General features: G+C 61.3%; 23 protein-coding genes and 1 riboswitch. Of the genes, 12 read left to right on the top strand and 11 right to left on the bottom strand.

From position 1 onward, the window contains the following. Nucleotides 1-2: 2 nt before the first annotated feature. Genes AB4072_RS02345 through AB4072_RS02325 form a run of 5 tightly spaced genes read right to left on the bottom strand, consistent with a single transcriptional unit; the run spans nt 3 to nt 6639 of the window. A complete protein-coding gene (locus tag AB4072_RS02345; RefSeq protein WP_441965292.1) occupies nt 3-635 on the bottom strand; it encodes a precorrin-8X methylmutase in 633 nt (210 codons plus the stop codon). Then, complete coding sequence (gene cobG / locus AB4072_RS02340; protein ID WP_441965291.1) at nt 632-1879, bottom strand: precorrin-3B synthase; 1248 nt, start codon at nt 1877-1879, stop codon at nt 632-634. Before cobG ends, AB4072_RS02345 begins: the two co-directional genes overlap by 4 nt. Further along, entirely contained in the window at nt 1876-5187 is a 3312-nt protein-coding gene (cobN, locus tag AB4072_RS02335; RefSeq protein ID WP_441965290.1) for a cobaltochelatase subunit CobN, read from the bottom strand. Before cobN ends, cobG begins: the two co-directional genes overlap by 4 nt. Nucleotide 5188: 1 nt before the next feature. After that, on the bottom strand, nt 5189-6223 hold the full coding sequence (gene cobW, locus AB4072_RS02330; protein WP_441965289.1) for a cobalamin biosynthesis protein CobW: 1035 nt from the start codon (nt 6221-6223) through the stop codon (nt 5189-5191). Then, the gene (locus AB4072_RS02325; RefSeq protein ID WP_441965288.1) at nt 6220-6639 is read right to left on the bottom strand and encodes a DUF1636 family protein; all 420 of its coding nucleotides are present in this window, start codon (nt 6637-6639) and stop codon (nt 6220-6222) included. The genes cobW and AB4072_RS02325 overlap by 4 nt, the downstream gene beginning before the upstream one ends. A 166-nt stretch (nt 6640-6805) precedes the next feature. Further along, nucleotides 6806-6991: riboswitch (cobalamin riboswitch) on the bottom strand. 131 nt (nt 6992-7122) lie between these two features. On the opposite strand from AB4072_RS02325, the gene cobO reads away from it, so the two are divergent. Both cobO and AB4072_RS02315 read left to right on the top strand, forming a co-directional pair. Beyond that, entirely contained in the window at nt 7123-7734 is a 612-nt protein-coding gene (cobO, locus tag AB4072_RS02320) for a cob(I)yrinic acid a,c-diamide adenosyltransferase (RefSeq protein WP_441965287.1), read from the top strand. A 152-nt stretch (nt 7735-7886) separates the two neighbouring features. Beyond that, entirely contained in the window at nt 7887-8747 is an 861-nt protein-coding gene (locus AB4072_RS02315; RefSeq protein WP_441965286.1) for a DMT family transporter, read from the top strand. Nucleotides 8748-8973: 226 nt separating this feature from the next. Here the strand turns inward: AB4072_RS02315 and AB4072_RS02310 are convergent, their stop codons facing one another. After that, nucleotides 8974-9993, bottom strand: a complete 1020-nt coding sequence (locus AB4072_RS02310; protein WP_441965285.1) for an alpha/beta hydrolase — start codon at nt 9991-9993, stop codon at nt 8974-8976. A 156-nt stretch (nt 9994-10149) separates the two neighbouring features. Between AB4072_RS02310 and AB4072_RS02305 the strand changes: the two genes are divergently transcribed. Beyond that, on the top strand, nt 10150-11487 hold the full coding sequence (locus AB4072_RS02305; protein WP_441965284.1) for a solute carrier family 23 protein: 1338 nt from the start codon (nt 10150-10152) through the stop codon (nt 11485-11487). 115 nt (nt 11488-11602) lie between these two features. Here the strand turns inward: AB4072_RS02305 and AB4072_RS02300 are convergent, their stop codons facing one another. Next, complete coding sequence (locus AB4072_RS02300) at nt 11603-11806, bottom strand: hypothetical protein (RefSeq protein WP_441965283.1); 204 nt, start codon at nt 11804-11806, stop codon at nt 11603-11605. A gap of 197 nt (nt 11807-12003) precedes the next feature. Here AB4072_RS02300 and AB4072_RS02295 point away from each other — a divergent pair, with 197 nt between their 5' ends. Next, entirely contained in the window at nt 12004-12177 is a 174-nt protein-coding gene (locus tag AB4072_RS02295; RefSeq protein WP_109596226.1) for a DUF1328 domain-containing protein, read from the top strand. 77 nt (nt 12178-12254) lie between these two features. On the opposite strand, the gene AB4072_RS02290 is transcribed toward AB4072_RS02295, so the two are convergent. Together AB4072_RS02290 and AB4072_RS02285 are read right to left on the bottom strand one after the other, a co-directional pair. After that, nucleotides 12255-12803, bottom strand: a complete 549-nt coding sequence (locus tag AB4072_RS02290) for a sigma-70 family RNA polymerase sigma factor (protein WP_441965282.1) — start codon at nt 12801-12803, stop codon at nt 12255-12257. Further along, nucleotides 12800-13027, bottom strand: a complete 228-nt coding sequence (locus AB4072_RS02285) for a NepR family anti-sigma factor (protein ID WP_441965281.1) — start codon at nt 13025-13027, stop codon at nt 12800-12802. Before AB4072_RS02285 ends, AB4072_RS02290 begins: the two co-directional genes overlap by 4 nt. A gap of 176 nt (nt 13028-13203) precedes the next feature. Between AB4072_RS02285 and AB4072_RS02280 the strand changes: the two genes are divergently transcribed. The 5 genes from AB4072_RS02280 (at nt 13204) to AB4072_RS02260 (ending at nt 17623) form a co-directional block, all read left to right on the top strand. Beyond that, nucleotides 13204-14007, top strand: a complete 804-nt coding sequence (locus tag AB4072_RS02280; protein ID WP_441965280.1) for a response regulator — start codon at nt 13204-13206, stop codon at nt 14005-14007. Nucleotides 14008-14309: 302 nt separating this feature from the next. Further along, the gene (locus tag AB4072_RS02275; protein WP_441965279.1) at nt 14310-14834 is read left to right on the top strand and encodes a hypothetical protein; all 525 of its coding nucleotides are present in this window, start codon (nt 14310-14312) and stop codon (nt 14832-14834) included. A gap of 29 nt (nt 14835-14863) precedes the next feature. Further along, a complete protein-coding gene (locus AB4072_RS02270) occupies nt 14864-16711 on the top strand; it encodes an ABC transporter ATP-binding protein/permease (protein WP_441965278.1) in 1848 nt (615 codons plus the stop codon). Nucleotides 16712-16835: 124 nt separating this feature from the next. Beyond that, complete coding sequence (locus AB4072_RS02265) at nt 16836-17045, top strand: hypothetical protein (protein WP_441965277.1); 210 nt, start codon at nt 16836-16838, stop codon at nt 17043-17045. A 44-nt stretch (nt 17046-17089) separates the two neighbouring features. Then, complete coding sequence (locus AB4072_RS02260) at nt 17090-17623, top strand: hypothetical protein (RefSeq protein WP_441965276.1); 534 nt, start codon at nt 17090-17092, stop codon at nt 17621-17623. A gap of 61 nt (nt 17624-17684) precedes the next feature. On the opposite strand, the gene AB4072_RS02255 is transcribed toward AB4072_RS02260, so the two are convergent. Continuing rightward, nucleotides 17685-17876: a general stress protein gene (locus tag AB4072_RS02255; RefSeq protein WP_441965275.1), complete on the bottom strand. Its 192-nt coding sequence runs from the start codon at nt 17874-17876 to the stop codon at nt 17685-17687. A gap of 252 nt (nt 17877-18128) precedes the next feature. Between AB4072_RS02255 and AB4072_RS02250 the strand changes: the two genes are divergently transcribed. Next, complete coding sequence (locus AB4072_RS02250; protein ID WP_441965274.1) at nt 18129-18560, top strand: HIT family protein; 432 nt, start codon at nt 18129-18131, stop codon at nt 18558-18560. 56 nt (nt 18561-18616) lie between these two features. Here the strand turns inward: AB4072_RS02250 and AB4072_RS02245 are convergent, their stop codons facing one another. Then, complete coding sequence (locus AB4072_RS02245; protein WP_441965273.1) at nt 18617-20134, bottom strand: glycerol-3-phosphate dehydrogenase; 1518 nt, start codon at nt 20132-20134, stop codon at nt 18617-18619. 333 nt (nt 20135-20467) lie between these two features. Between AB4072_RS02245 and AB4072_RS02240 the strand changes: the two genes are divergently transcribed. Further along, nucleotides 20468-20620 carry a hypothetical protein gene (locus AB4072_RS02240; RefSeq protein WP_441965272.1) on the top strand — a complete coding sequence of 51 codons (153 nt, stop codon included), beginning with the start codon at nt 20468-20470 and terminating at the stop codon, nt 20618-20620. Between the two features lie 71 nt (nt 20621-20691). Continuing rightward, on the top strand, nt 20692-22116 hold the full coding sequence (locus tag AB4072_RS02235) for a DEAD/DEAH box helicase (RefSeq protein ID WP_441965271.1): 1425 nt from the start codon (nt 20692-20694) through the stop codon (nt 22114-22116). Nucleotides 22117-22324: the final 208 nt, after the last annotated feature.

The following is a 22324-nucleotide window of genomic DNA, read 5'->3' as shown; positions in this document are numbered from 1 at the left end:
GCTTATTCCTCCACGCTTGCCAGCGCATTAACGGCGGCTGCCGCCATCGCGCTTCCGCCGCGCCGTCCATGGACGACGAGGAAGGGCACGCTTGCATGCTGTACCAGAGCCTCCTTGGATTCCACTGCGCCGACAAACCCCACCGGAATGCCGATGATGGCGGCGGGCCTTGGTGCGCCCTCATCGATCATTTCGAGCAGGCGAAAGAGAGCGGTGGGCGCATTGCCGAACACCACGAGAGAACCTTCCAGACGCTCGTGCCACAATTCCATGGCGGCGGCGGTGCGCGTGGTGCCGAGGTCCTTTGCAAGGCTTGCGACGCGCGGATCGTCGAGCGTGCAGATTACATCGTTGTTCGCGGGCAGGCGGGAGCGCGTGATGCCGTTCGCCACCATCTTCGCATCACAGAAGATCGGCGCGCCGTTGCGCAAAGCCTGTTCGGCGCTTTGCGCAAAATCGGGCGAGAGCGCCACATCCTTTGGCAGATCCGTCATGCCGCAAGCATGGATCATGCGCACGACCACCCGCTCGGCGGTGCTGCTGAAGCGGCTCAAATCCGCCTCGGCGCGGATGATCGCGAAGGAGCGCTTGTAGATTTCAGCACCCTCGCGGATATAGTTGAAACGGGTCTTCATCGCTGTGTCTTTGCAAGAAAATCGGTTCTGGTGATCATATCGCTTATCGGCACGCGGCTCACAGGCTTATCGCGAGCGTTGCCCGAAAGCACGACATCATAAAGTCCTTCATGCCCCACGAGCGTCACATCGCTGGGGCCGGGATGGGCGCAGCCTTTGGCACAGCCCGAGACGTGAAGGCTCACGCCCTCCGGCAGAAGGGAAGCGAGCCGGGCGGCATCCGCATGGGTAGTAGTCGTCCCGCTAGCGCAGGCGGGCGCGCCGGGACAGGCCGCGATCCGCAGGCGCGGATCGTTTGCAGACACGATGAGACCGGCGTCAGCGGCAAGCGCGAGGACACGTGATGCGCGCGCTGCCGAAAGACCGGTCAGCGCCACGCTCCGCCATGGAGACAGGCGAGCTTCGCCCCTGCCAAAGCCCTCACTCCACCCCGCTATGCGCGCAAAGAGATCCGCATCGCAGCGCCCATAGGGGAGGGCGAAAAGAACGGCACGGTCCTCATTGAGTGAGACGATTCCGACGCGTTGCCTGTCGCTCCTCTTGCGAAGAAGCACGGGGGCATCGCGCTCAATCGCGTTGATAAGGTTCGTCCGCAAGGAGGGCGCAACATCCCGCATGCGCCGGATCGTGTCGGGATCGTCGCGGCGGATCGCGGCGTAGCGCGCGAGAATATCGCGTACAGTTTCGGACGATGCTTCAACCGCGACCGTTCCGATCCATTCTGCACCCATGAGCCCGATGGCGATCCGTGGGCCGTAAGGCGTGGCGATGGCGACCAGGCGCAGATCCGCTTCGATTCCATCGAGCGGCATCGCACCGCCGCCATCGATAACGACGGCGGTTTTCGCGGGAAGGCCCAAGAGATCGGCGCAGGTTACTTCAATTGTTTCCGCAAGAGTGTGTGCGTCGATCAGATCGGTCGGATCGATGCCCGCCAGCGGCGAGGTGATCGTCAGCCGGAACGGACTTTCCGCGCGTGTGCCGTCCGGGACGCCTGCACGAAGCAGATGCTCGACCAGCGCGGGATGCGTTTCATCCGTCACGCCTCTGATCTGAAGATTGCCACGCGACGATACGTCGATGAGGCCGTTGCCGAAACGGCGCGCGGCCTCGGCAATGCTGCGCATGCGCGCTGCGTTCAAGATTCCCAATGGCGGATGCAGGCGCACCAGAAGGCCATCGCCTGTCTGCATGGGGCGCAGCATGCCGGGGCACCAACCGCGCGTGTGCGGGGCGGCGTTCACGACGCTTTCTCCCGCACAGCGTCGAGGTGGGCGTCGACGGAATTGCGGCGGCTCGTCCAGAGGCCGCGCTGCCGTGCATCGCTCAGGCGGTCTATGATGGCCTGAGCGGCTTGCGGGTTGGCCTCGCGAATGCGCTCGAAGATAGCGGCGTCCGCCACATAGGCTGCGTAGACGAGATCGAGCGCGGCATCCGGGACGGCGTTCGTGGTCGCAGCGAAGACGTAGAGCGCATCGACCCCTTGCGCCAGTTCCGCAGCGCCGCGCCAGCCATGGCGCAACTGCGCCTCGATCCAGCGCGGATTGACGAGCCGTCCGCGCACCAACCGCGCGATATCCTCCTGCACGGTCCGCGCCTTCGGCGTCCCCGCGCGGCTCGTATCGAGACTGTAGAGGGAAGGGCTTTGGCCAAGCAGCTTTGCCGCCGCCGCGAACCCGCCGATGGCGTCGCCATTCGAATCTCCATCCAGCAGATCGCGCTCGGCGACATCGCTCACATGCACGAAGGCATCGGCCTTGCCCACACGCTCCGCGAAGGATGCGTCGCGCGTACCGTTTTCGCCCTCCCCGAAAGCATGCGAGGTGAGGGCGAGGTAGAGGCGTGCGAGGTCGTCTTGCGTCTCCCACGTGCCGTCGAGCGCTTCGCCCGAAATGCCCGCGCCGTAGCGGCCCGGCGCCGCGCCAAAGACGCGCGTCAGGGCTTCGCCCCGGCGACGAGCGGCGGCGAGTTCGTTCCAGGCATCCTCCTCGCTCAAGTGCCCGACCGCACGCGCGGCCTGATCGATGAGCTTGATCTGGTCCGGGAATGTGTCGCGAAACACGCCGGAGATGCGCACCGTCACATCAATGCGCGGCCGGTCGAGGAGCGGAAGGGGAATGATCTCGAAGCCGGTCACGCGAGTCGAGGCCGTGTCCCATTTGGGGCGCACGCCCATGAGCGCGAGAATATGCGCCATGTCCTCGCCGCCGGAGCGCAGGGTCGGCGAGGCCCATAGGTCCATGACGATACGGCGCGGATAATCGCCTTCGTCCTGCAAGTGACGGCGGATGATTTCGGCGGCGGCGCGTTCGCCGAGCGCGGTTGCGGCGCGCGTGGGAATGGCGCGCGGGTCGAGGGTCGCGAGATTGCGGCCCGTAGGCATCACATCGCGCCGCCCGCGCGAGGGGGAGCCCGCAGGGCCGGGGATAACGAAGCGTCCGTCGAGGGCACGGATCAAACCGTCGCGTTCGCCTTTGGCGCATGCTTGCAGATCCGGCGGTGCTTCGCCGAAAATGTGGAGACCGTCTCGGACAACCACTTCCGCGAGATCGCACAGATGCGCGTCGAGGGCGGTGAGCGCTTCGTCCATCGGCATCGAGGGATCGACGCCGCAGGTGGTGTTGAGGCCGGTTGAATCCGCACGCTCCAGAATCTCGCGCGCGACGATTTCGGCGCGGCGTGGGTCGAGAATCTGCGCGGAGGCATATTCCTCCACGAGCTCCCGCAACACAGCCATCTCCTCCGACAGATCGGCGGTGGCCACAGCCGGTGTCATATGGCCGATGGTGATGCCGCTCAGACGACGCTTGGCGGGTGCGGCCTCGCCGGGATCGTCAACGATGAAGGGGTAAATGACCGGCAGCGGGCCGATGGCAAGGCGCGGCCCGCATGTGGGCGAGAGCGCCACAGCTTTTCCCGGCAGCCACTCGGTTGTGCCGTGCGTACCGAGATGAATTATAGCGTCGATACGCGCGATCTCGCGCAAGCCGAGATAGAAGGCGAGATAGGCGTGGGTCGGTGGCGCATCGGGTGCGTGGTAGAAGGCTTTTCGATCCGCGCCGCGCCCGCGGTCCGGCTGCAGGGCGATGAGCACCTTGCCTGCGTGAAGAGCGCGAAAGCGGAATGCTCTGTTGTGAAGAGCGGGATCGTTCTCAGGTTTGCCCCACGCGGATTCGATGGCTTGCCGCTGAGCCTCTGGCAAGGTCGCGAACCATTTCTTATATGCAGCAAGATCGATGGCGAAGGCCGGTTCCGATCCTGTCAGCAGCGGCATCAGGTTCCGCTCATCGAAGTCGCGACGGGCGTCATAGCCCTCGCTCGCCAAGAGATCGAGAATCCTGCAGGTGCTTGCGGGTGTGTCGAGACCGACAGCGAAGCCTGCGCGACCGCCGCGCGCTGGGTAATCGGACATGATGAGGGCGAGGCGGCGCTCGCCGCGCGCCTTGCGGCGAAGCGAGATCCACGCCTGCACCTGATCCACCGCCGCCTCAATGCCGGCGGTGTCGGGCTCCTGTCGGCGACCGGTGAAGCCCAACACCGGATCGTACTCATTCTCTTCCTTGAAGGAAATCGGGCCGATGGCGAGGCGCCCGTCGAATTCGGGCAGCACGATCTGCATGGTGAGATCGGAGGCGGATAGGCCGCGTTCCGAGGCGAGCCACGCTTCGCGCGTCGAACCGGCGGTGATCGCTTGCAGCACTGTGCAATCGGCGGCATCGAGAACGAAACTCTCGTCGTCCCGCGCGGAAAAGGCTGTGGTGGTGACGATGATATCCGGTCGCCGCAGCGCCAGCGCTTCTTGAATCAGCGCGGTCGCGACGGGGTCTTTGAGGCTCGACACCGTGATGATGAGAACAGGAATGCCGCGTCCTTCCAATTCCCTCGCGAACGCTTCGATGGCGGCGGTGTCGGCGGAGAGGATTGTGGAGCGGTAGGTGATGAGATAGGCGAGTGGGCCATCGGCGGAGATGGTCTTGCAGATTTCTTCGAGATCGATCTCACCAACTTCAGGATGCCACGCGAAGGCGCGGGGAATCTCTCTTGGCGGGAGAGGTTCAACGGCCTTGTCGATGTCCACTGCGATTGCGCACAGGAGCGAACGAAGGTTTTCCACGCCGCCTGCACGAAAATAGGCATCGAGCTGTTCAATCAGTTTGGTCGAGACGGTCGAGAATTTCGCAAGCCGTGGATCGGGGCGGTCATCGCCGGGAAGAACCGCGAGCTTGATGTCTTTCTCGCGGCAAACCGCGTGAAGACGCTCCAATCCGTAGCGCCAGAAGTCGAGCCCGCCCAGGCAACGCACGATGACGAACTTCGCCTTCGCAACGGTGCTCTCCACATAAAGATCGACAGAGAGCGGATGCTTCAGTTGCCGCAGACTCGCGAGACGAAGCGAGGGCAAGGTCGCCTCACTCTGTCGGTAGGCTGCGGCCAGCGCAGTAAGATCGCTGTCGGTAAAGGACAAGGCGATGACGTCTCCCGGACTTTGTCCGAGGTCGATGGCCTGACCACTATCGTCAAGCGAGACCGTTGTGACCGGGAGAAGGTGCATCTTAGCCAGCGAGCGCGGTCTCGACCGCGTTTTTGTCGAAACCCTTGAGGCCGATTACGACGAGGCGGCCGTTGCGCTCCTCGTCCGCGTTCCAGGGACGGTCGTAGTGATGCGCGACACGGCGGCCGACGCCCTGCACCACGAGGCGCATGGGGCGGCCTTCCACCGGCACAAAACCCTTGATGCGCAACACGCCTTCCGCTTCCGCCGCGAGCCCGACACGCGTGAGCAGGACATCGGCTGAAAGCACGGAGCCGACCGGGATCGCCACGCTTTCGAAATCGTCGTGATCGTGCCCTTCCTCCGCATCATGATGGGAGGGACGCGCGGCGAGATCGGATTCTGCTTCGGCGTTCAAGCCAAGAATGAGCGAGGGATCGACGCGGCTGTGATCCGTCTCTACGATCTTGACCGAACGCGGCAGGTGTTCGGCGATGTCCGCCTTCACACGGGCGCGCTCGACCTCGTCGAGGAGATCGACCTTGTTGAGCAGGATCATGTCGGCGCAGAGCAATTGATCCTCGAACACTTCCTCCAGCGGGTTCTCGTGTTCGACGGAAGCATCCGCCGCGCGCTGCGCTTCGAGCGCGTCGGGATCGTCGGCAAAAACACCTGCCGCGACAGCTGGAGCATCGACCACGGCGATGACGCCGTCCACCGTCACGCGGGAGCGGATAGCGGGCCAGTTGAAGGCGGTCACGAGCGGCTTCGGCAAGGCGAGGCCGGAGGTTTCGATGAGGATGTGATCGGGCGGGTTCGCGCGGTCGAGAAGCTTGTTGAGCGCAGGCACGAAATCATCCGCGACGGTGCAGCAGATGCAACCGTTCGGGAGTTCCACGATATCCTCCTGCGAACAGCCTTCGATGCCGCATCCCTCGATGAACGAGCCATCGAAGCCGATATCGCCGAATTCGTTGACGAGAACCGCGAGGCGGCGTCCGCCCGCGTTTTCGAGAAGATTGCGCACGAGCGTCGTTTTTCCCGCGCCGAGAAAGCCGGTGATGATGGTGCAGGGGATCTTGGCGAGATTGGTCATGAGGTCTTTTCCGGTGAGCGAGAAAGAGGGGGGATGCGCGCGACGACGCCCTTGCGGAACGCTTCGGGGCGCTCGCGCCAGGGCACGATGCCGTTGTCTGTGGCGTGGTAGCGGCGCAAGCCGTCGAGAATAGCGTCGATGGAGATTTGCGGATCGAGATCGCCGTAAATGTAGGTCCAGCGTCCGGGCGCGGAGAGTGCCATGGTGCAGGGGCGTTTGCACACGCTCAGGCACTCGACGGGCTCGATGCTGACTTTCGGAAAATCGGGACCGGCCTCTTTCAATGCTTCGGTCAAAGCCGTGTGCAGACGCGCGCCAGGGCGCACTGCATCGTCGGGCTCGCCCGCTTTGCGGCAGGTGATGCAGACGAGGAGCCGGACTTCGTCGAAAGGGGGAGCGGTGCCGGAATCAAGCATGCTCGCGCTGCACCGCTCGGCCTGAATGGCCTGATCGATTGCGGGATCGTGAGCGCATGCGCTTCTCCGTCGTTCGGCCCTTGCGAGGCCTCAAAGCTTCCACGGATGAAGCCGGGTTAAATACAAAACCCGATGCAGCCGCCTGGACACCCCGCCCACACGACCCGAAGAAGCAGTTGTGACGGCAGGTCTCCTGGCTTACGGCTCTAAAAAGCCCGTTCCGCCTTCCCGGATCGCGATCCAGTGGCTCGAGGAACGGACATCGCCGTTTACAGTTGCGGGGGCAGCCGCGGCTTCTTGACCGCGTTCCCTTTTCACCTCTCTTCGAGGCACCGTCGGTTGTGTTCATAACCTGTCCGCAGACGCGCCGCAATCGGGGGGCGTGACTCAGTTTGATGAGGATAGGGGCACAGGAATCGGGATGGAGATTGACGGCGGGCATCACGGATGCGCAGGAAGCAGGGCTGGATGGAGAAAATCGCCATGACGCAGACCGAAGAGGAAGCCGCCCGCCATCGCGCCAAGATGGCCAAGCGCAAGGAAGTACAGGATCGCGAGGTCGCCTCGAAAACGGTGGAGAAAGGCCTGCTGCTCGTTCATACCGGACCGGGGAAGGGTAAATCGACGGCGGCCTTCGGGCTGCTGCTACGCGCGCTCGGCCATGGTTGGAAGGTCGGCGTGGTGCAGTTCATCAAGGGGGCCTGGAGCACCGGCGAGCGCACGGCCTTGGAGCGCTTCGACGATCTCGTGGAATGGCACACCATGGGCGAAGGCTTCACCTGGGAGACGCAAGACCGCGACCGCGACGTGGCCGCCGCCCGCCGCGCCTGGGACAAGGCGTGTGAGTTGATGGCGCGGGACGATATCAAGCTCCTCATCCTCGATGAACTGAACATCGCGCTGCGCTACGATTATGTGCCCCTCGACGAGGTGGTCGCGGCGCTCAAATCTCGCCGTCCCGATCTGCACGTGGTCGTCACCGGCCGCAACGCGAAGCCGGAACTGATCGAGGCCGCCGATCTCGTCACCGAGATGAGCCTCGTGAAGCATCACTTCTCGGCCGGCGTGAAAACGCAGGCGGGGATCGAGTTCTGATCGGCGAGAGGGAAGGCGTGTCAGCGTATCGAGCATCCTCAGCCGCGCGTGCTGCCGTAATACCTTAAGAAACAGGGGCTGGCGCGGACAGAAACAGCGCCATACGATTTGGCAAAACTGTATGCATATGCCACTTGCACAAGCGAGGCATCATGGATCGAACGACGGATGGATGGGGCAGTGGCCTCGTGGGTGTCATCATCTTCAGCGGCTCCCTGCCGGCGACGCGGGTGGCCGTCGGTGACTTCTCGCCCCTGTTTCTGACCTCGGCCCGAGCCGTGATCGCCGCACTTCTCGGAGCGGCGTTCCTCGTTCTGCTTCGGCAGGTGAGGCCCGCGCGCGGTGATCTCGGCTCACTCATCGTGGTTGCGCTCGGCGTCGTGGTCGGCTTCCCGCTGCTGACGGCACTTGCGCTTCAGCACATCACCTCGGCGCGTTCCATTGTCTTCATCGGCCTCCTGCCGCTCGCGACTGCCATCTTCGGCGTGCTGCGCGGCGGCGAGAGGCCCAAGTCCGTGTTCTGGCTGTTCTCTGGCTTAGGGGCGGCGACCGTCGCGGGTTTTGCCCTGTTCAACAGCGGCTCGGGTTCGCTCTCGGGCGATTTGCTGATGGTGGCCGCCATCCTGCTGTGCGGCCTCGGCTATGCCGAAGGGGCGACACTCTCGCGACGGCTCGGCGGCTGGCAGGTCATCTCATGGGCCCTGCTTTTATCGCTGCCGATGATGGCCATCGTCGCGCTGATCACGATGCCGGAATCCTGGAACGGCATCGGGGGCCCGGCGTGGCTCGGGCTCGCCTATGTGTCGATCTTCAGCATGCTGATCGGCTTCGTCTTCTGGTATCGCGGCCTCGCGCTGGGAGGCATCGCAGGCGTCGGCCAACTGCAACTGCTCCAACCCTTCTTCGGGTTAGCGCTCGCGGCTCTGCTGCTCCATGAGCCGGTCGCTTGGACGATGATCGCGGCGACGGGACTTGTCGTGGTTTGCGTTGCGGGGGCGAAGCGGTTTGTTTGAGGAGTTGAAAAAGAACAACCTCTACATGGCGACGAAGGAAATCCTCATCGCAGCGTTCTCGCTATGACGGGACCACGCTTTGTTTGTTGTCGTTCGCTGAGTTTGGCGTGGGATGCTAAGTCTCAGACGGGGCTTTTGACGCGATGAGCAACCGATCAAGCTCCTGATCGATGGGCCCAAGGCTACTCGAGTCCTTGAGTGCTGCCGACACGCCTCTGCCCGCTCCCTAACTCAACGCCCGCGCCAGCAGCGGCAAGCTGCGGTCCATGCGGTAGTCGACCGAGGAATGGTTGTCGTGAAACTCCTCATAAACATGAGGGACGTTCGCGGCATTGAGTTTGCGGTTGAGGATGCGGGCGCCGTGGATGAGATTGTATTGGTCGATGGTGCCGCAATCGATGAAGACGAGTTTCATGCGGCGTAGGGCATCGAGGTGGGTGGCTTTATCCGCCATGCGCACCGGGTCCCAGCGGAGCCAGTTGGCCCAGCGCTCGGGAATGAACTCGCAAGTCTCGTGATCGACGGGGAGGCGGATGCCGTAGAATTGCTGCGGGTCGGGATCGAACGTGGCGCATTGCGCGAGGATCATCAGCGTGTGCCAATCGGCATCCTTCGCCTTCGGGCCGGCCTCGAATTTGCGGATGAAGGCCTCGATGGACATGTCGTGCCCGGCAAGATGTCGGAGGGTGCTGGCGAATTCACCCAGGTGATAGATGAACTCGAATCCCATATCGCCGGAATGGCACGCGGCGGCTGCCCACACGTCGCCGCCGTGGCGCAGCGCGTGGACGATGGCGCCAAAGCCGCCTGAGCTTTTCCCGAAGACGCCGCGTCGCCCGTGGCCGCCGCAGCCGACCTGCGCTTCCACGAATGGAAGCATCTCGCGGATCAGGAAGGTCTCCCACGCGCCCATGGCGGTGCTGTCGATATACTGGTTGCCGCCGAGCCGCGTGAAGCAATCGGGAAAGGCGACGACAACGGGCGGCATCGCGCCCGAACCGATGAGCCGGTCGAGCCGCTCCGGAACATTCTCGCCATAGTTCTTCCAGTTCGTATGGGCCGGTCCGCCTGCCGTATAACCGACGAGATCGACAAGGAGCGGCAATCCCCGTCCGTCATGCCCGGCCGGGATGTACACGTCGACCCGGCGCTGGGACGGATCGCCGAGAAAATTCCCTTTCAGGGCTTGGCTGTCGATCCAGAGGCTTTTGATCGAGCCTTCGGGAAGGGAATGGTCTTTGCGCATGATCGCTCCAGAGGAATGTCGTCCTCAGGCTGCCCAATCGCGTGGGATCTGTCCAGAAAATCTCCGGCGCCCGCAATTAACAATTTCAGATTCCCGCCAGCCGTTTTACACCCTCGACGCGACCACAAATCGCCAAACGTTATTGGGGGTACAAACATGAAGAATGGTTTTCTACCGCGCTGGACCCTGAAGACCGAAGGGATCATTCTGCCTGACGAGCGGCTGCCGACAGGGCAGACCATCGTCGCGGGCGTTCAACACGTCGTCGCCATGTTCGGCTCGACGGCTTTGGCCCCAATTCTGATGGGCTTCGATCCGAACGTCTCGATCTTCTTCTCCGGCGTCGCGACGCTGCTCTTCTTCATCATCGTCGGCGGGCGCGTGCCGAGCTATCTCGGTTCCAGCTTCGCTTTCATCGGGCCGGTGCTTGTCGCGACAGGTGCTACAGTTGGAAGTCCCAATCCCAACATCCCGATCGCACTCGGCGGCATCATCGCCGCGGGCGTCCTCTATGCGCTCATCGGCATCATCGTGCAGATGGCCGGTTATCGCTGGGTCGAAAAGCTGATGCCTCCGGTGGTGACCGGCGCCATCGTCGCGGCGATCGGTCTGGTGTTGGCACCGATTGCCATCAACAGTGCTTCGGGTATCACGCCCGACAACGCGGCCGGAACGTCGTTCGCCCGGTGGATTTCGATTCTCACCGTGCTCGCGGTCGGGTTCGTCGCGGTCTATGCGCCGGGCATCTGGCGCCGTCTGCCGGTTCTGCTCGGAGGCGCGGGCGGGTATCTCGCTTATTACATCGGTGCGAACGTTCTGGGTTATGGACAGGCCATCGATTTCACGAAGATCGGCGAGGCGGCCTGGTTCGGCCTGCCGCACTTCCAGAGCCCCGTTTTCACGGTGCAGGGCATGAGCCTCATTGCTCCCGTCGCCATCATCCTGGTTGCCGAAAACCTCGGGCACATCAAGGCGATCAGCGCCATGACCGGCCGAAATCTCGATCCGTATCTCGGTCGCGCCTTCATGGGTGACGGCGTTGCCACAATCGTCTCGGGGGCCTTCGGCGGAACGGGCATGACCACTTACGCGGAAAACATGGGCGTCATGTCCGTGACCCGTATTTATTCGACGCTGATCTTCATCGTCGCGGCGGCCATCGCACTCCTGCTCGGCCTATCTCCCAAGTTTGGCGCGTTCATCGCCACAATTCCGATTCCGGTCCTGGGTGGCTTGTCGATCGTCGTGTTCGGCCTGATCGCTGCGACGGCGGGCCGGATCTGGGTGGAGAACAAGGTCGATTTCTCAAACCCCAGAAACCTCATCACGGTGGCTGTGGCGCTGGTGCTCGGCGCAGGCAACTTCAAGCTCACGCTCGCGGGCTTTACCCTCGACGGCATCGGCACAGCGACCTTCAGTGCCATCCTCCTCTATCATCTGCTGCGGGGTGGGGATGGTCGCGAGGCAGCCAAAGCGGTGCAACCGGCGGAGTAACTCCGGCCTCCGGCACGAAAAGCGAAGCCCGCTCCGGTATCAGAGCGGGCTTTATCTTTTCAGAGAATCAAAAGGCACCCGTGCAGGGTGCCTCAAGAAGCTGGAAGGACGTGGCTCAATCGCGTCGGCGCGAGCGCAGGGGCAGAGGTGTATAGGTCGGCGCGGTCAGGGCGAAGAAGAGCATTATCACGCCCAGCGAGCCGCTGATAACAAACAGCGCTTCAGCGATATCGGCCTGTGCCGACACACCCACAGCCGCCGCGATTCCCATGGCGATCATAAAGATGACGCAGGCGCGAAGAGCAACCGAACGATCCATTTTCTTTTCCTCCGTGCAGGGAGGAGAACGTGCCGGCCATGCTTGGGTTCCAAAAATCAACGATAGGTAGTGAAATGGGCAGTAAAACACGCGTCACATAGGCCAAACGGACAGCTTAAGCGGAACCGTTATGCTTCGCTGGAGTTGACTGTGCATGGTCGGCGTAAGGCCGAGTTCTAGGTTTGTGAGGTGGTACCATGCTCGGATGGGCAGTCACGTTTCTCATTATCGCGCTCGTTGCGGCCCTTTTCGGTTTCGGCGGCATTGCGGGCACAGCAGTCGAAATCGCGAAGCTGATCTTCTTCGTGGCGATCGTGCTTTTTGCCATTTCGGCCGTTATCGGCCTCCTGAGGGGACGAAATCCTCTCTAGACGGGCCTAATTTACCGAAAAACGCCGCCCCGAGGGGCGGCGTTTTCAAACGACGGGAGAGTGCGTTTCACTTCTCTCTATACGATCCCTTGAAGCGCTGCTCGCGTCATCCGATCCGGGCCGAGATCCTCGACATCATCCACGTTGAGAAGGGAGGCAAGCCGCGATCTTGCCCGATTGACGCGGCTTTTGATCGTTCCGACCGCACAACCACAGATATTGGCGGCTTCCTCGTAGGAAAAGCCGGACGCGCCGACCAGAAGCAGCGCTTCGCGCTGATCGGCGGGCAATTGCGCGAGGGCGGTGCGAAAATCCTCGAAATCGAGCCGAGCTCCTTGTTCCGGCTGCACTTTCAGGCGACCGGCATAGGAGCCTTCCGGGTCTTCGACTTCCCGTCGGCGCTTGCGGTACTCGGAATGAAAGAGATTACGGAGAATGGTGAAAAGCCAGGCGTTCAGATTGGTCCCACGCTCGAACCTGTGAAGGTTCGACAAAGCTCTCAGAAGGGTGTCCTGAACCAGATCATCCGCCCGGTCGACCTGCCCGGAGAGGGAGATCGCAAAGGCACGTAAGCTTGGGACAGCAGCGAGCAGGGCGTCCCGGATAGCCGGTTCAGGCTCGGTCAAGACTTCTCCTCCTCGGAGGACCTGGCGCCTTGATCGAGCTTCGAGAGCAATTCCGCAAATTTGTCGGGAATTGGTTGCTGCATCAGATCGTCGTACATCGCACGAAGCTGCTCACCGATGCGGGACTGGCTGATCTCGTCGAGCCGCGGTTCGGGGTCAAGCTTGTCGCCGAGCGCTGCCTCTGGGATGACCCGGGCGAGCTTGTTCCCTTTTTCACTTGTCATTTGTATCCCCTACACCTGCCGCCAGAACCCAAGTCCGGCAGGGCAGTGTGCGCGCACATAATATTTTTGAACCATAACGCAGGTTCTTGCTTTCGGTTCCCTTTAGTGGAACTTTTGCTGCGATTCAGAATTAAATTGTCCAGGTACAACGTCTAAAGACCACTAAGGGGAAACGAATGTCGACAGCTCAGCTGGTTGTCCAGCATCTGCCGTATCTTCGCCGCTACGCCCGTGCTCTGACCGGTAGCCAGGCCGCCGGAGATGCCTATGTGGCGGCTACTCTCGAGACCCTTGTCAGCGATCCTGCTACAATCAGGGCGGAAGGAAACGTCAAGGTCGAACTGTTCCAGGTATTCACCCGGATTTGGAATTCATTGTCCGTGAATGGGCGCGGCGAGCAAATTCAGCGGGATTTGCCGGCGGAGGTCAGGATTGGACAGATTACACCACTCCCAAGACAGGCATTCCTGCTTTCCAGCCTTGAAGGTTTCTCCGAGGCTGAGGTCTCCCACATCCTCGATGTGGATGGAAAAGCCGTTCAGGATCTTGTAGAGGAAGCGGGCCGCGAACTGGCTGCCGATATGGCGACAGATATTCTGATCATCGAGGACGAGCCTCTGATCGCCATGGATCTGGAGGCGCTCGTCGAAAGCCTTGGGCACAACGTCACCGGCGTCGCGCGCACGCGCACCGAGGCTGTCAAACTCGCCAATGCCAAGCGTCCGGGGCTGATTCTGGCCGATATCCAGCTCGCCGATGGAAGTTCTGGCCTCGATGCGGTGAACGACCTTCTGAAGACTTTCGAGGTGCCGGTGATCTTCATCACCGCCTATCCGGAACGGTTCCTGACCGGCGAGCGGCCGGAGCCTGCTTTCCTGATCGCCAAACCCTTCCAACCGGCCAATGTGTCGGCCGTCATCAGTCAGGCCCTGTTCTTCCAGCAACGCGCACGACGTCCTGAAATGCGTGCCTCTGCGTAGAAGAAGTCACATTTGTTGAAAGAAACGCCCGGCCCGTTGTTGGTCGGGCGTTTTCGTTATTGTGAAGCTGAATATAAAATAAAAAAGACGGGCCATAATATATGACCCGTCTTGAAGGTGCCGGCCAATGCACAAGGGGAATGCGGGGAGGACCAGGAGGCCGGTACTGAAGTAACGCATCGAAAACATCGAAAGTTCCACCATATTTCCATATATTCCCTTAAGGATTACGCAGGAACATCGAGCGCTGCCGTAGCGTTGATGTGTCGAACTCAGCCAAGCTGCTCTTGCAGGAGGCCCAGATGCTCGGCACGCCAGGAACTCTCATTGGAGCGACAGGGATTGCGCTGGCCGCGACCTTCGCACACGCTTCACTCAGCCAACCGCCTCAAACTCAGCCTCCGCGGACATCGAACCTGTCATTAGGGCAGGTGGTCGCCGTAGAAGGCAAATCGGATCGCTTGGCGCCTCCGGTCGCCGTTTCTGGCAAGTCTTTGGTCACGGAGGTCGAACTGGTCGGAACCGGGACGAGCGTAATCCTGCGTGGACGCGACGGCGAAGTGCTTTATCAATCCGATCCGCAGGTTGGCATGACGATTTTTGCCAGAAATACGGATCTCCCAATCCTGACGATGAAGGCTCGGGAGACGTCTCCACTGGTGCAGCAACCGATGGAGCGGCGGGAAGGCAAGGATGAGCCCACCGTGAAACGTCAAGGCAGTGCGATAGGCTGCACCAGTCCGCTCAGCTCGCTCGTCAAATCCGATGCATCGCCGCCGCCGGGTCTATGCCTGGTGATGCGCGAAACCGGGCAACCTTACCTTTAGGGGGCGTAGAAGGAGGGTCTTGAGTGCGCATGCCTGACGAGAAAGTGGATCGTCGGCGTCTCTTCGCCCGGTTTTGGCACGCTGCCTCAGGTTTCTGGACGGGAGTATCGAAGCGTGAGGCGTGGCTGCTCACGATCGCGCTTCTCGGAATCATTCTCGGTCAGCTCTACGTCCAGTTCCGGTTGAATGTTTGGAATCGCGATCTCTTCGACGCGCTCGAAAAGAAGGACATCGCCCTCGTTGGCCGCGCGGCGTTCTTCTTCGTTCCTCTCGCTCTCGCTGCCGTTGCCTTCAATGTCGCTTCTGTGTGGGGGCGTCTTACGACACAGCGCGCATGGCGAGCGTGGCTCACCGATTATCAGATCGACCGTTGGCTCGAGAATGGACGATATTATCAATTGAACCTGGTGCAGGGTGAGCATCAGAATCCAGAATTCAGGATCGCGGACGATACGCGCATCGCGACTGAATCGCCTGTCGATTTCGCCTTCGGTGTCGTCACAGCTGTCTTGACCGCTGTCACTTTCATCAGTGTCCTCTGGGTTGTCAGTGGATCGATATCCTTCAGCTGGTTGGGGCGCGAGATCGAGATACCCGGCTATCTCGTCTTTGTCGCGGTCGCCTATTCCGTTTTTACAACGACAGCGATGCTGATCATTGGTCGCCGCTTCGTCGAAGTCGCTGAAAGCAAGAACCAATCCGAGGCCGAGTTTCGCTATGCGGCGACGCGCTTGCGCGAAAACGGTGAGAGCATCGCGCTTCTCGGCGGCGAGCCGGAGGAGCGTAGTGCGCTCAGCAGGGCGCTCGGGCATGTGATCATGCAATGGCGCGCCATGTGCGGCCAATACCTGCGCACGACGATCGTGTCCTATGGCAATTTCGTGCTCGCGCCGGTCGTTCCGATCATCCTGTGCGCACCGAATTATCTGGCCGGCACGATGTCGCTGGGCGAAGTGATGCAGGCCTCCACCGCCTTTGTGACCGTCCAGCAATCCTTCAACTGGCTCGTCGAAAATTACCCGCGACTGGCGGATTGGACCGCATCGGCCAATCGCGTCGCAGGGCTGATCGTTTCGCTCGACCGATTGGAATTGGCGGAACATCCCGGAGCAGGGCACATCATTCGCTCTCAAGTGGACGACGTTGCGGCGCTCCAACTGCGCGATGTATCCGTCAATCTCGATGACGGAACCGCCGTTGTAGGCGAAACGAAAGTCACGATCGCCCCCGGTGAAAAGGTTCTTGTTGTTGGTGAATCCGGCGCCGGGAAGAGCACTTTGATCCGTGCGATTGCGGGGCTTTGGCCTTGGGGCAGTGGTGAAATCTCCACTCGCCGCGGCGCGAAGCTGTTCTTCATGCCACAGCGTCCTTACGTGCCGATGGGATCGCTGAAGCGTGCCGTCGCGTATCCGAGCCCGGAGGAATCACTTGCGGACAAAGCCGTGAGAGATGCGCTCTTCGATGCAGGTCTCTCGCACCTTGCGGATAAACTCGACGAACCGGACGTGCCGTGGGACAGAACCTTGTCCGGGGGCGAGCAGCAACGTCTGGCATTCGCGCAGCTCTTCATTCAGAAGCCGGACATTATCGTCATGGATGAAGCGACGTCCGCGTTGGACCCCGCGACGCAGGAAACTCTTCTCCATCGCATTTCTGAAAAGCTTCCCAATGCGGCAGTCATCAGCGTCGGCCACCGGCCCGAACTGGAAGCCTTTCATGATCGACGCCTCGTTCTCGCGCGGCGAAAAGATGGAGCCAAGCTCGTGGTCGATGAGGTTCTCTCACCGGGTACTTTCGCGCTCCGAAGGGCTTTTGGACTTCTGTTCCGACGCCTGATCCGTCGTGAGAACGCGGAAGAAAAACCGGCTTCGCGATAACGCGCTTTTTGTGATCTCCATTGCGTTTTACGGCTGTGAGCAAAGGGCTGCGGCCATTTGGCCGGAACCTCGCATCGGTCCGGCACGTTCCAATACCAGAGCGTATTGCTCGGGAGAGAGATGCATGATTACCACCAGCGATATCGAAACCATTCTCGCCGTTCAGGATCTGCCTCCTGAACTGCTTCGCTCGTTGTCCAGCGCGCATGCGAGCGACGAGCCGCGAGTGGCGTCGATGGTGAGCGGAATGATGGTCGAACAACAGGAGGATCAGGTGATTTGCCCGCTCTTGTTGCAGCGACATTTGGTCGTGCCTGCGAGGTCTAGCGTCTGACGCTTTGTCGCAGATAATGGCTGGCGGTTTGAGAGCAAAGGCAAATGGAGACAAAAGCATTTGAGTCCGACCGATCGGTTCTGATTCTCTTCTCCCCTAAAATTCTTCCTGCCATCGATCTCTTTCGTGGGCTTGCCGATCTCGGAGAAGCTTATCAGTCGCCGATTCTGGAGGAGCGAGAGGCGAGCCTGACGAATGTCGTCGGGGCGCAGCAAGCGCGCGCGGCGTTGTCTGACGCTCTGCTTTTTTCGTTTGCGATCCGGCGGCAACGCAGCAACTCCTTGACGATCAACGCGATAGGGTCACGTCGCGGGACAGGTGAAGAGTTCAGCCTGCTGACGCTGATCGGCGCAGCGGGCGTAGACGCTCAACCTCTCCTTCGGCGTGCCGCGAGCATGTTATGCGTGGAGCTGACAGAAACGCTTCTGCAATTGTCTGCCGATCTTGCCAAGGATCTGAAGCCGTTTTTTGTCGAAGACGACTTTATCGACGCTGATCGTTTCGAGGCCATCATCGGCAATGATTGCCGGGCTCGCTCCGTCGACTCTCACGATTCAAGCATGAAATTCCATTTCTGAGGTGTGCCGCATAAAAGAAAAGAGGCCGAAATCGACCTCTTTTTGTCAGTTGCGAGCGGGATTATTCGTGTGAGCCTCTTGTGCTGCCTGAGGCCTGGCCGCCTTTACGACCGGCTTCTGAAGCCAACTCTCGATCCTGAGAGAAAGATCTCTTTTCCGCGGGTACGCTCTTCCCACCCTTGCTCGCGATTTCGCGCTGACGCTCGCCGTCCATGGACGCGAAACCTCGCTTCGAAGTCGAACCGGTTGTCATATCACGCCTCCTTAGCAATTTACCGCTTGCTTTGAACAACCGCGCTCAATTTCGATGGTTCCCCGTGACATTTGCGCCCAAGCTCGCCGAGACGCGACTGTTGGAGTATTGACGGGAGGGCAAGGGAGGCCAATTGACACGCCCCGCAGCCGGAACGGTCTCTGTCGGAGCGCACGGCTGGCGAAGTGGGGCCACGTTGCCTAAACGAATATCCTTGCTACGCTTAATTCCCTGCCCTTGGAGCCCTTCGGAGTGGCCATGACTTACGACGATGACAACGTGTTCGCGAAAATTCTGCGGGGGGAGCTACCAGCGCACAAAATCTACGAGAACGAGCATGTCCTTGCATTTATGGACATAATGCCACGTGGGGAGGGGCATCATCTCGTCATCCCGAAGGCGAAGGCGCGTAATATTCTGGATGCCGAGCCGAAGGATCTCGTTCATCTGACGCAGGCCGTGCAACTCCTCGCCAGAGCCTCGAAGGCCGCCTTCGATGCGGATGGTGTCACGATCCATCAGTTCAACGAAACAGCCGGTGGGCAATTGGTGTTCCATCTGCATTTCCACGTTATTCCGCGCTTCGATGGCGTGGCGCTCAAACCCCATAGCGGGACAATGGAAAAGCCGGACGTTCTGGCAACACATGCCGAGAAGCTACGCCAAGCCCTGGCAAGGGCCTGACGCGAAGAGAGGCGCGGTCCGCCGCTCGCCCATGGACGGCGGCCGCATCTAAACCGTTACTGAGCCGGCTGGAGAACTTTCTTCGCCGCCAGATAAGCATCGATTTTCGCGGCGGCATCCTTCGGCACGTGGAGACCGAGCTTCGAGCGGCGCCACAGGATGTCCTCAGCGCTGCGGGCCCATTCCCAACGGACGAGGTAATCGGCTTCCGCCCCCGTCAGACCGGCGCCGAAATCCTCGCCGAGATCGGCCATGGAGGTCGCTTTGCCGAGGAGTTCCTCGATGCGAGTGCCATAGGCTCGCGACAAGCGATAAGCCACGGCCTCCGGGAGGAAGGGCCAGCGGGTCTTCACGGTGGCGAAAAAGCGGTCGAAATCCGCGTCCGGCATGTCGCCGCCCGGCAACTTGGCCTTCTCCGTCCAGGACGGCTTCATGTTGGGGAAGAACTTCTTCAACTCATCGAGCGCATGCTCGGAGAGCTTGCGGAAAGTCGTGATCTTGCCCCCGAAGATCGAGAGGACCGGAGCCTGACCGGCCTCGCCGTCCAAGTCGAACACGTAGTCGCGGGTCACCGCGGAGGCGTTGGTCGAGCCATCGTCGAAGAGAGGACGGACGCCGGAATAGGTCCACACCACGTCGGCGGGCGTGACCTGATGCTTGAAGTGATGGTTCACCACATCGCAGAGATATTGGATCTCGGCATCGCTGATAGTGACCTTTTTGTCGGGCACCGACTCGACCGGAATGTCAGTGGTGCCCACAAGCGTGAACTTGCCCTGATAGGGGATGGCGAACACGATCCGCTTGTCCGTGTTCTGCAGGATAAAAGCCTTGTCGTCCTCGAAGAGCTTCGGCACCACGATGTGGCTGCCCTTCACGAGGCGCACGTTCTTCTGGGTGTTGAGGCCGAGCTTGGTGTTGAGGACGTCCGCCACGAACGGACCGCCCGCATTCACGAGCACCCGCGCACGCACTTCCATCGTCTCGCCGGTCTCGGTATTTTGCAGCTTCGCCACCCAGATGTCGTCTTCGCGGTGCGCGGAAACGAGCTTGGTGCGAACGCGGATATCGGCCCCGCGCTCGGCTGCGTCGAGGGCGTTCAGCGCGACCATGCGGCTGTCCTCGACCCAGCAATCCGAGTACACAAAGGCCGTGTCGAAGCCGGGCTTCAGAGCTTGTCCGGCCGGATGACGGGTCAGGTGGATCGTCTCGGTGCCGGGCAGGCGCTTGCGCGGAGCGAGGTGGTCGTAAAGGAACAGGCCGAGCCGCACGAACCAGGCCGGGCGGATGCCCTTCTCGTGAGGCAGGATGAAGCGCAGCGGCCAGATGATGTGAGGGGCGGCCTCCAGCAGGCGCTCACGCTCGAACAAGGCCTCACGAACGAGGCGAAACTCATAATATTCCAGATAGCGCAGGCCGCCATGAATCAGCTTGGTGCTGGCAGAGGAGGTGTAGCCCGCAAGGTCGCCCTGCTCGCAAAGAACGACGGAGAGGCCACGGCCTACCGCATCACGCGCAATCCCCGCGCCATTGATGCCCCCGCCCACAATCAAGAGATCAGTTATCGTCGTCACGAGACAAGTCTTTCCTTCAAAGCTCGGAATGCATCCGAACTTTGTCACATGATTTTTTTAGCCGACTAAGGCAAGCGAATTTTTAGCCCTTGGATCCGCTTCCCACTGTCGGCGCGACTTTTAACACAAAAGCAACGAGGGAGCAGAGGGACATGAGCGGCAATATCGAAACCATCGCATTATAACTCCCCCCGGAACGCCAAGGCTTCGAAAGGCGAAGGGAGCGAGGGGCCGTTCCGACGCGCGCGGACACGCAGGCCGGGTGGGGGATATGGGGGCCTTTTCGAGAGACCTATGCGCTTTATGGGGTTCGCGGTTGACGAACAGCCTCTCATGCCTCATATGCATAGCACGGCGTCAGCGCTCTTTGTGAGCCGCTTGAGTGGGCTGCGTGACGGATATTCGCTGGAATACGGCGAAGGCCCGGCCCACTTCTTCAATCGCTCGACCGTACGACTGCCCCACACGCGGGTTGTCGCTCTTTGAGCCGGGCAGGGCCGGATTTCCTGGCCGAGTAAGCTTTCTGGCTCCCCCGCATCTGTTTGAAAGACAACCCTTTGACTCTTTTTTCCGATTTCGGATTGGCGCAGCCGATCCTGAAGGCGCTTGCGACCGAGGGCTATGAGAAGCCCACGCCGATCCAGGCGCAATCCATCCCTTACGTTCTGGACGGCCGCGACCTGTGCGGCATCGCCCAGACCGGCACCGGCAAGACGGCGGCCTTCGCCCTGCCGATCCTCCATCGCCTCGAAGCCAATCGCCGTTCGCCAGTTCGCAAGGGCTGCCGTACGCTCGTGTTGAGCCCGACCCGTGAGTTGTCCGGCCAGATCGCCGATAGCTTCCGCACTTACGGCCGCAACTTGCGTCTGTCCGTCTCCGTCGTGTTCGGCGGGGTCAATATCGGCAAGCAGGAACGCGAGCTGTCCGGCGGCGTCGACGTGCTCGTCGCAACGCCCGGCCGCCTGCTCGACCTGATCGATCGTGGTTCCTTGAGTCTGCGCGATGTGGAGATCCTCGTTCTCGACGAGGCCGACCAGATGCTCGATCTCGGCTTCATCCACGCGTTGAAGCGCATCGTGAAGCTTCTGCCGAAGGAGCGTCAGAGCCTGTTCTTTTCGGCGACCATGCCGAAGACCATCGCGTCTCTCGCCGACGATTTCCTCCGCAATCCCGCCAAGGTCGCGGTGACGCCTGTCGCTACCACTGCCGAGCGCGTGGAGCAGAGCGTCGTGTTCGTGCAGACGAGCCAGAAGTCGCCGTTGCTCGAAGCGGTTTTGCGCGATGCCACCATCGACCGCGTTCTCGTCTTCAGCCGCACCAAGCACGGGGCGGACAAGGTTGTGCGCTATCTGGAGAAGGTCGGCATCGCCGCTGCTGCGATCCACGGCAACAAGTCTCAGCCGCAGCGTGAGCGTGCGCTGGCTGCGTTCCGCGCTGGTACTTGCCGCGTTCTCGTCGCCACCGACATCGCCGCGCGCGGCATCGACGTGGAAGGCGTGAGCCACGTGATCAATTACGATCTGCCGAACGTGCCGGAATCTTATGTCCACCGCATCGGCCGCACCGCGCGTGCCGGCGCGACGGGTGTCGCGATCTCGTTCTGCAACGACGAGGAGCGCGCCTATCTCAAGGACATCGAGAAGCTGACGCGCCTTAAAGTTCCAGTAATGCCGTTGCCGAGCGATCTGCCGGCGCCTGTGCCCGCTTCCGAGCTTCGCGAACCGCGTCGTGAGCAGCCGCAGCGCGGCCGTCCCGCGCCGCATGCCCGCGGCAATCAAGGCCATGGCGCACCGCGTCAGGCCGATCCGAATGCGGAGAACGGTCCCAAGCGCCGCCGCCGTCGCGGGGCTAAGCCCGGTGGACAACAGCAGCAGGGTCAGGGCCAGAAGCCAGCGCAGCGCCAGGACAACCCGCGCCGTAACGAGGGCCGTGGAGATGGCGCTCAGGTCGCATGGCTCGACAAGAGCCCGCGCCGCCGCTGACGGCAACTGAAGGAATGTGCGAGGCGCCGTCTCCGGACGGCGCCTTTCTCATGCGCGGATGACTACAAGCAGATACCCACGCAGAAGGGCCAGTAACTGCGCGGATAATAGTATCTGTACGGGTGATAATACCTGTACGGGTGATAATATCCGCGGTGATAGTACCTGTACGGGTGATGATACCCGTAATGGTGATAATATCTGTAGT

It is taken from the genome of Microvirga sp. 2MCAF38 (assembly GCF_052115485.1).
GTDB lineage: Bacteria > Pseudomonadota > Alphaproteobacteria > Rhizobiales > Beijerinckiaceae > Microvirga.
The sequence above is the reverse complement of the archived record's forward strand: the minus strand, read 5'-3'. Positions and strand labels throughout refer to the sequence as shown.

What these genes read in the sequence shown, in the direction of transcription:
- AB4072_RS02295 (WP_109596226.1), top strand. Translation starts at nt 12,004, where the DNA reads ATGCTCGGATGGGCAGTCACGTTTCTCATTATCGCGCTCGTTGCGGCC.
- AB4072_RS02260 (WP_441965276.1), top strand. Translation starts at nt 17,090, where the DNA reads ATGGAGACAAAAGCATTTGAGTCCGACCGATCGGTTCTGATTCTCTTC.
- AB4072_RS02240 (WP_441965272.1), top strand. Translation starts at nt 20,468, where the DNA reads ATGCCTCATATGCATAGCACGGCGTCAGCGCTCTTTGTGAGCCGCTTG.
- cobW (WP_441965289.1), bottom strand. Translation starts at nt 6,223, where the DNA reads ATGACCAATCTCGCCAAGATCCCCTGCACCATCATCACCGGCTTTCTC.
- AB4072_RS02300 (WP_441965283.1), bottom strand. Translation starts at nt 11,806, where the DNA reads ATGGATCGTTCGGTTGCTCTTCGCGCCTGCGTCATCTTTATGATCGCC.
- AB4072_RS02325 (WP_441965288.1), bottom strand. Translation starts at nt 6,639, where the DNA reads ATGCTTGATTCCGGCACCGCTCCCCCTTTCGACGAAGTCCGGCTCCTC.
- AB4072_RS02305 (WP_441965284.1), top strand. Translation starts at nt 10,150, where the DNA reads ATGAAGAATGGTTTTCTACCGCGCTGGACCCTGAAGACCGAAGGGATC.
- AB4072_RS02270 (WP_441965278.1), top strand. Translation starts at nt 14,864, where the DNA reads ATGCCTGACGAGAAAGTGGATCGTCGGCGTCTCTTCGCCCGGTTTTGG.
- AB4072_RS02265 (WP_441965277.1), top strand. Translation starts at nt 16,836, where the DNA reads ATGATTACCACCAGCGATATCGAAACCATTCTCGCCGTTCAGGATCTG.
- cobO (WP_441965287.1), top strand. Translation starts at nt 7,123, where the DNA reads ATGACGCAGACCGAAGAGGAAGCCGCCCGCCATCGCGCCAAGATGGCC.
- AB4072_RS02285 (WP_441965281.1), bottom strand. Translation starts at nt 13,027, where the DNA reads ATGACAAGTGAAAAAGGGAACAAGCTCGCCCGGGTCATCCCAGAGGCA.
- cobN (WP_441965290.1), bottom strand. Translation starts at nt 5,187, where the DNA reads ATGCACCTTCTCCCGGTCACAACGGTCTCGCTTGACGATAGTGGTCAG.
- AB4072_RS02280 (WP_441965280.1), top strand. Translation starts at nt 13,204, where the DNA reads ATGTCGACAGCTCAGCTGGTTGTCCAGCATCTGCCGTATCTTCGCCGC.
- AB4072_RS02255 (WP_441965275.1), bottom strand. Translation starts at nt 17,876, where the DNA reads ATGACAACCGGTTCGACTTCGAAGCGAGGTTTCGCGTCCATGGACGGC.
- AB4072_RS02310 (WP_441965285.1), bottom strand. Translation starts at nt 9,993, where the DNA reads ATGCGCAAAGACCATTCCCTTCCCGAAGGCTCGATCAAAAGCCTCTGG.
- AB4072_RS02345 (WP_441965292.1), bottom strand. Translation starts at nt 635, where the DNA reads ATGAAGACCCGTTTCAACTATATCCGCGAGGGTGCTGAAATCTACAAG.
- AB4072_RS02315 (WP_441965286.1), top strand. Translation starts at nt 7,887, where the DNA reads ATGGATCGAACGACGGATGGATGGGGCAGTGGCCTCGTGGGTGTCATC.
- AB4072_RS02275 (WP_441965279.1), top strand. Translation starts at nt 14,310, where the DNA reads ATGCTCGGCACGCCAGGAACTCTCATTGGAGCGACAGGGATTGCGCTG.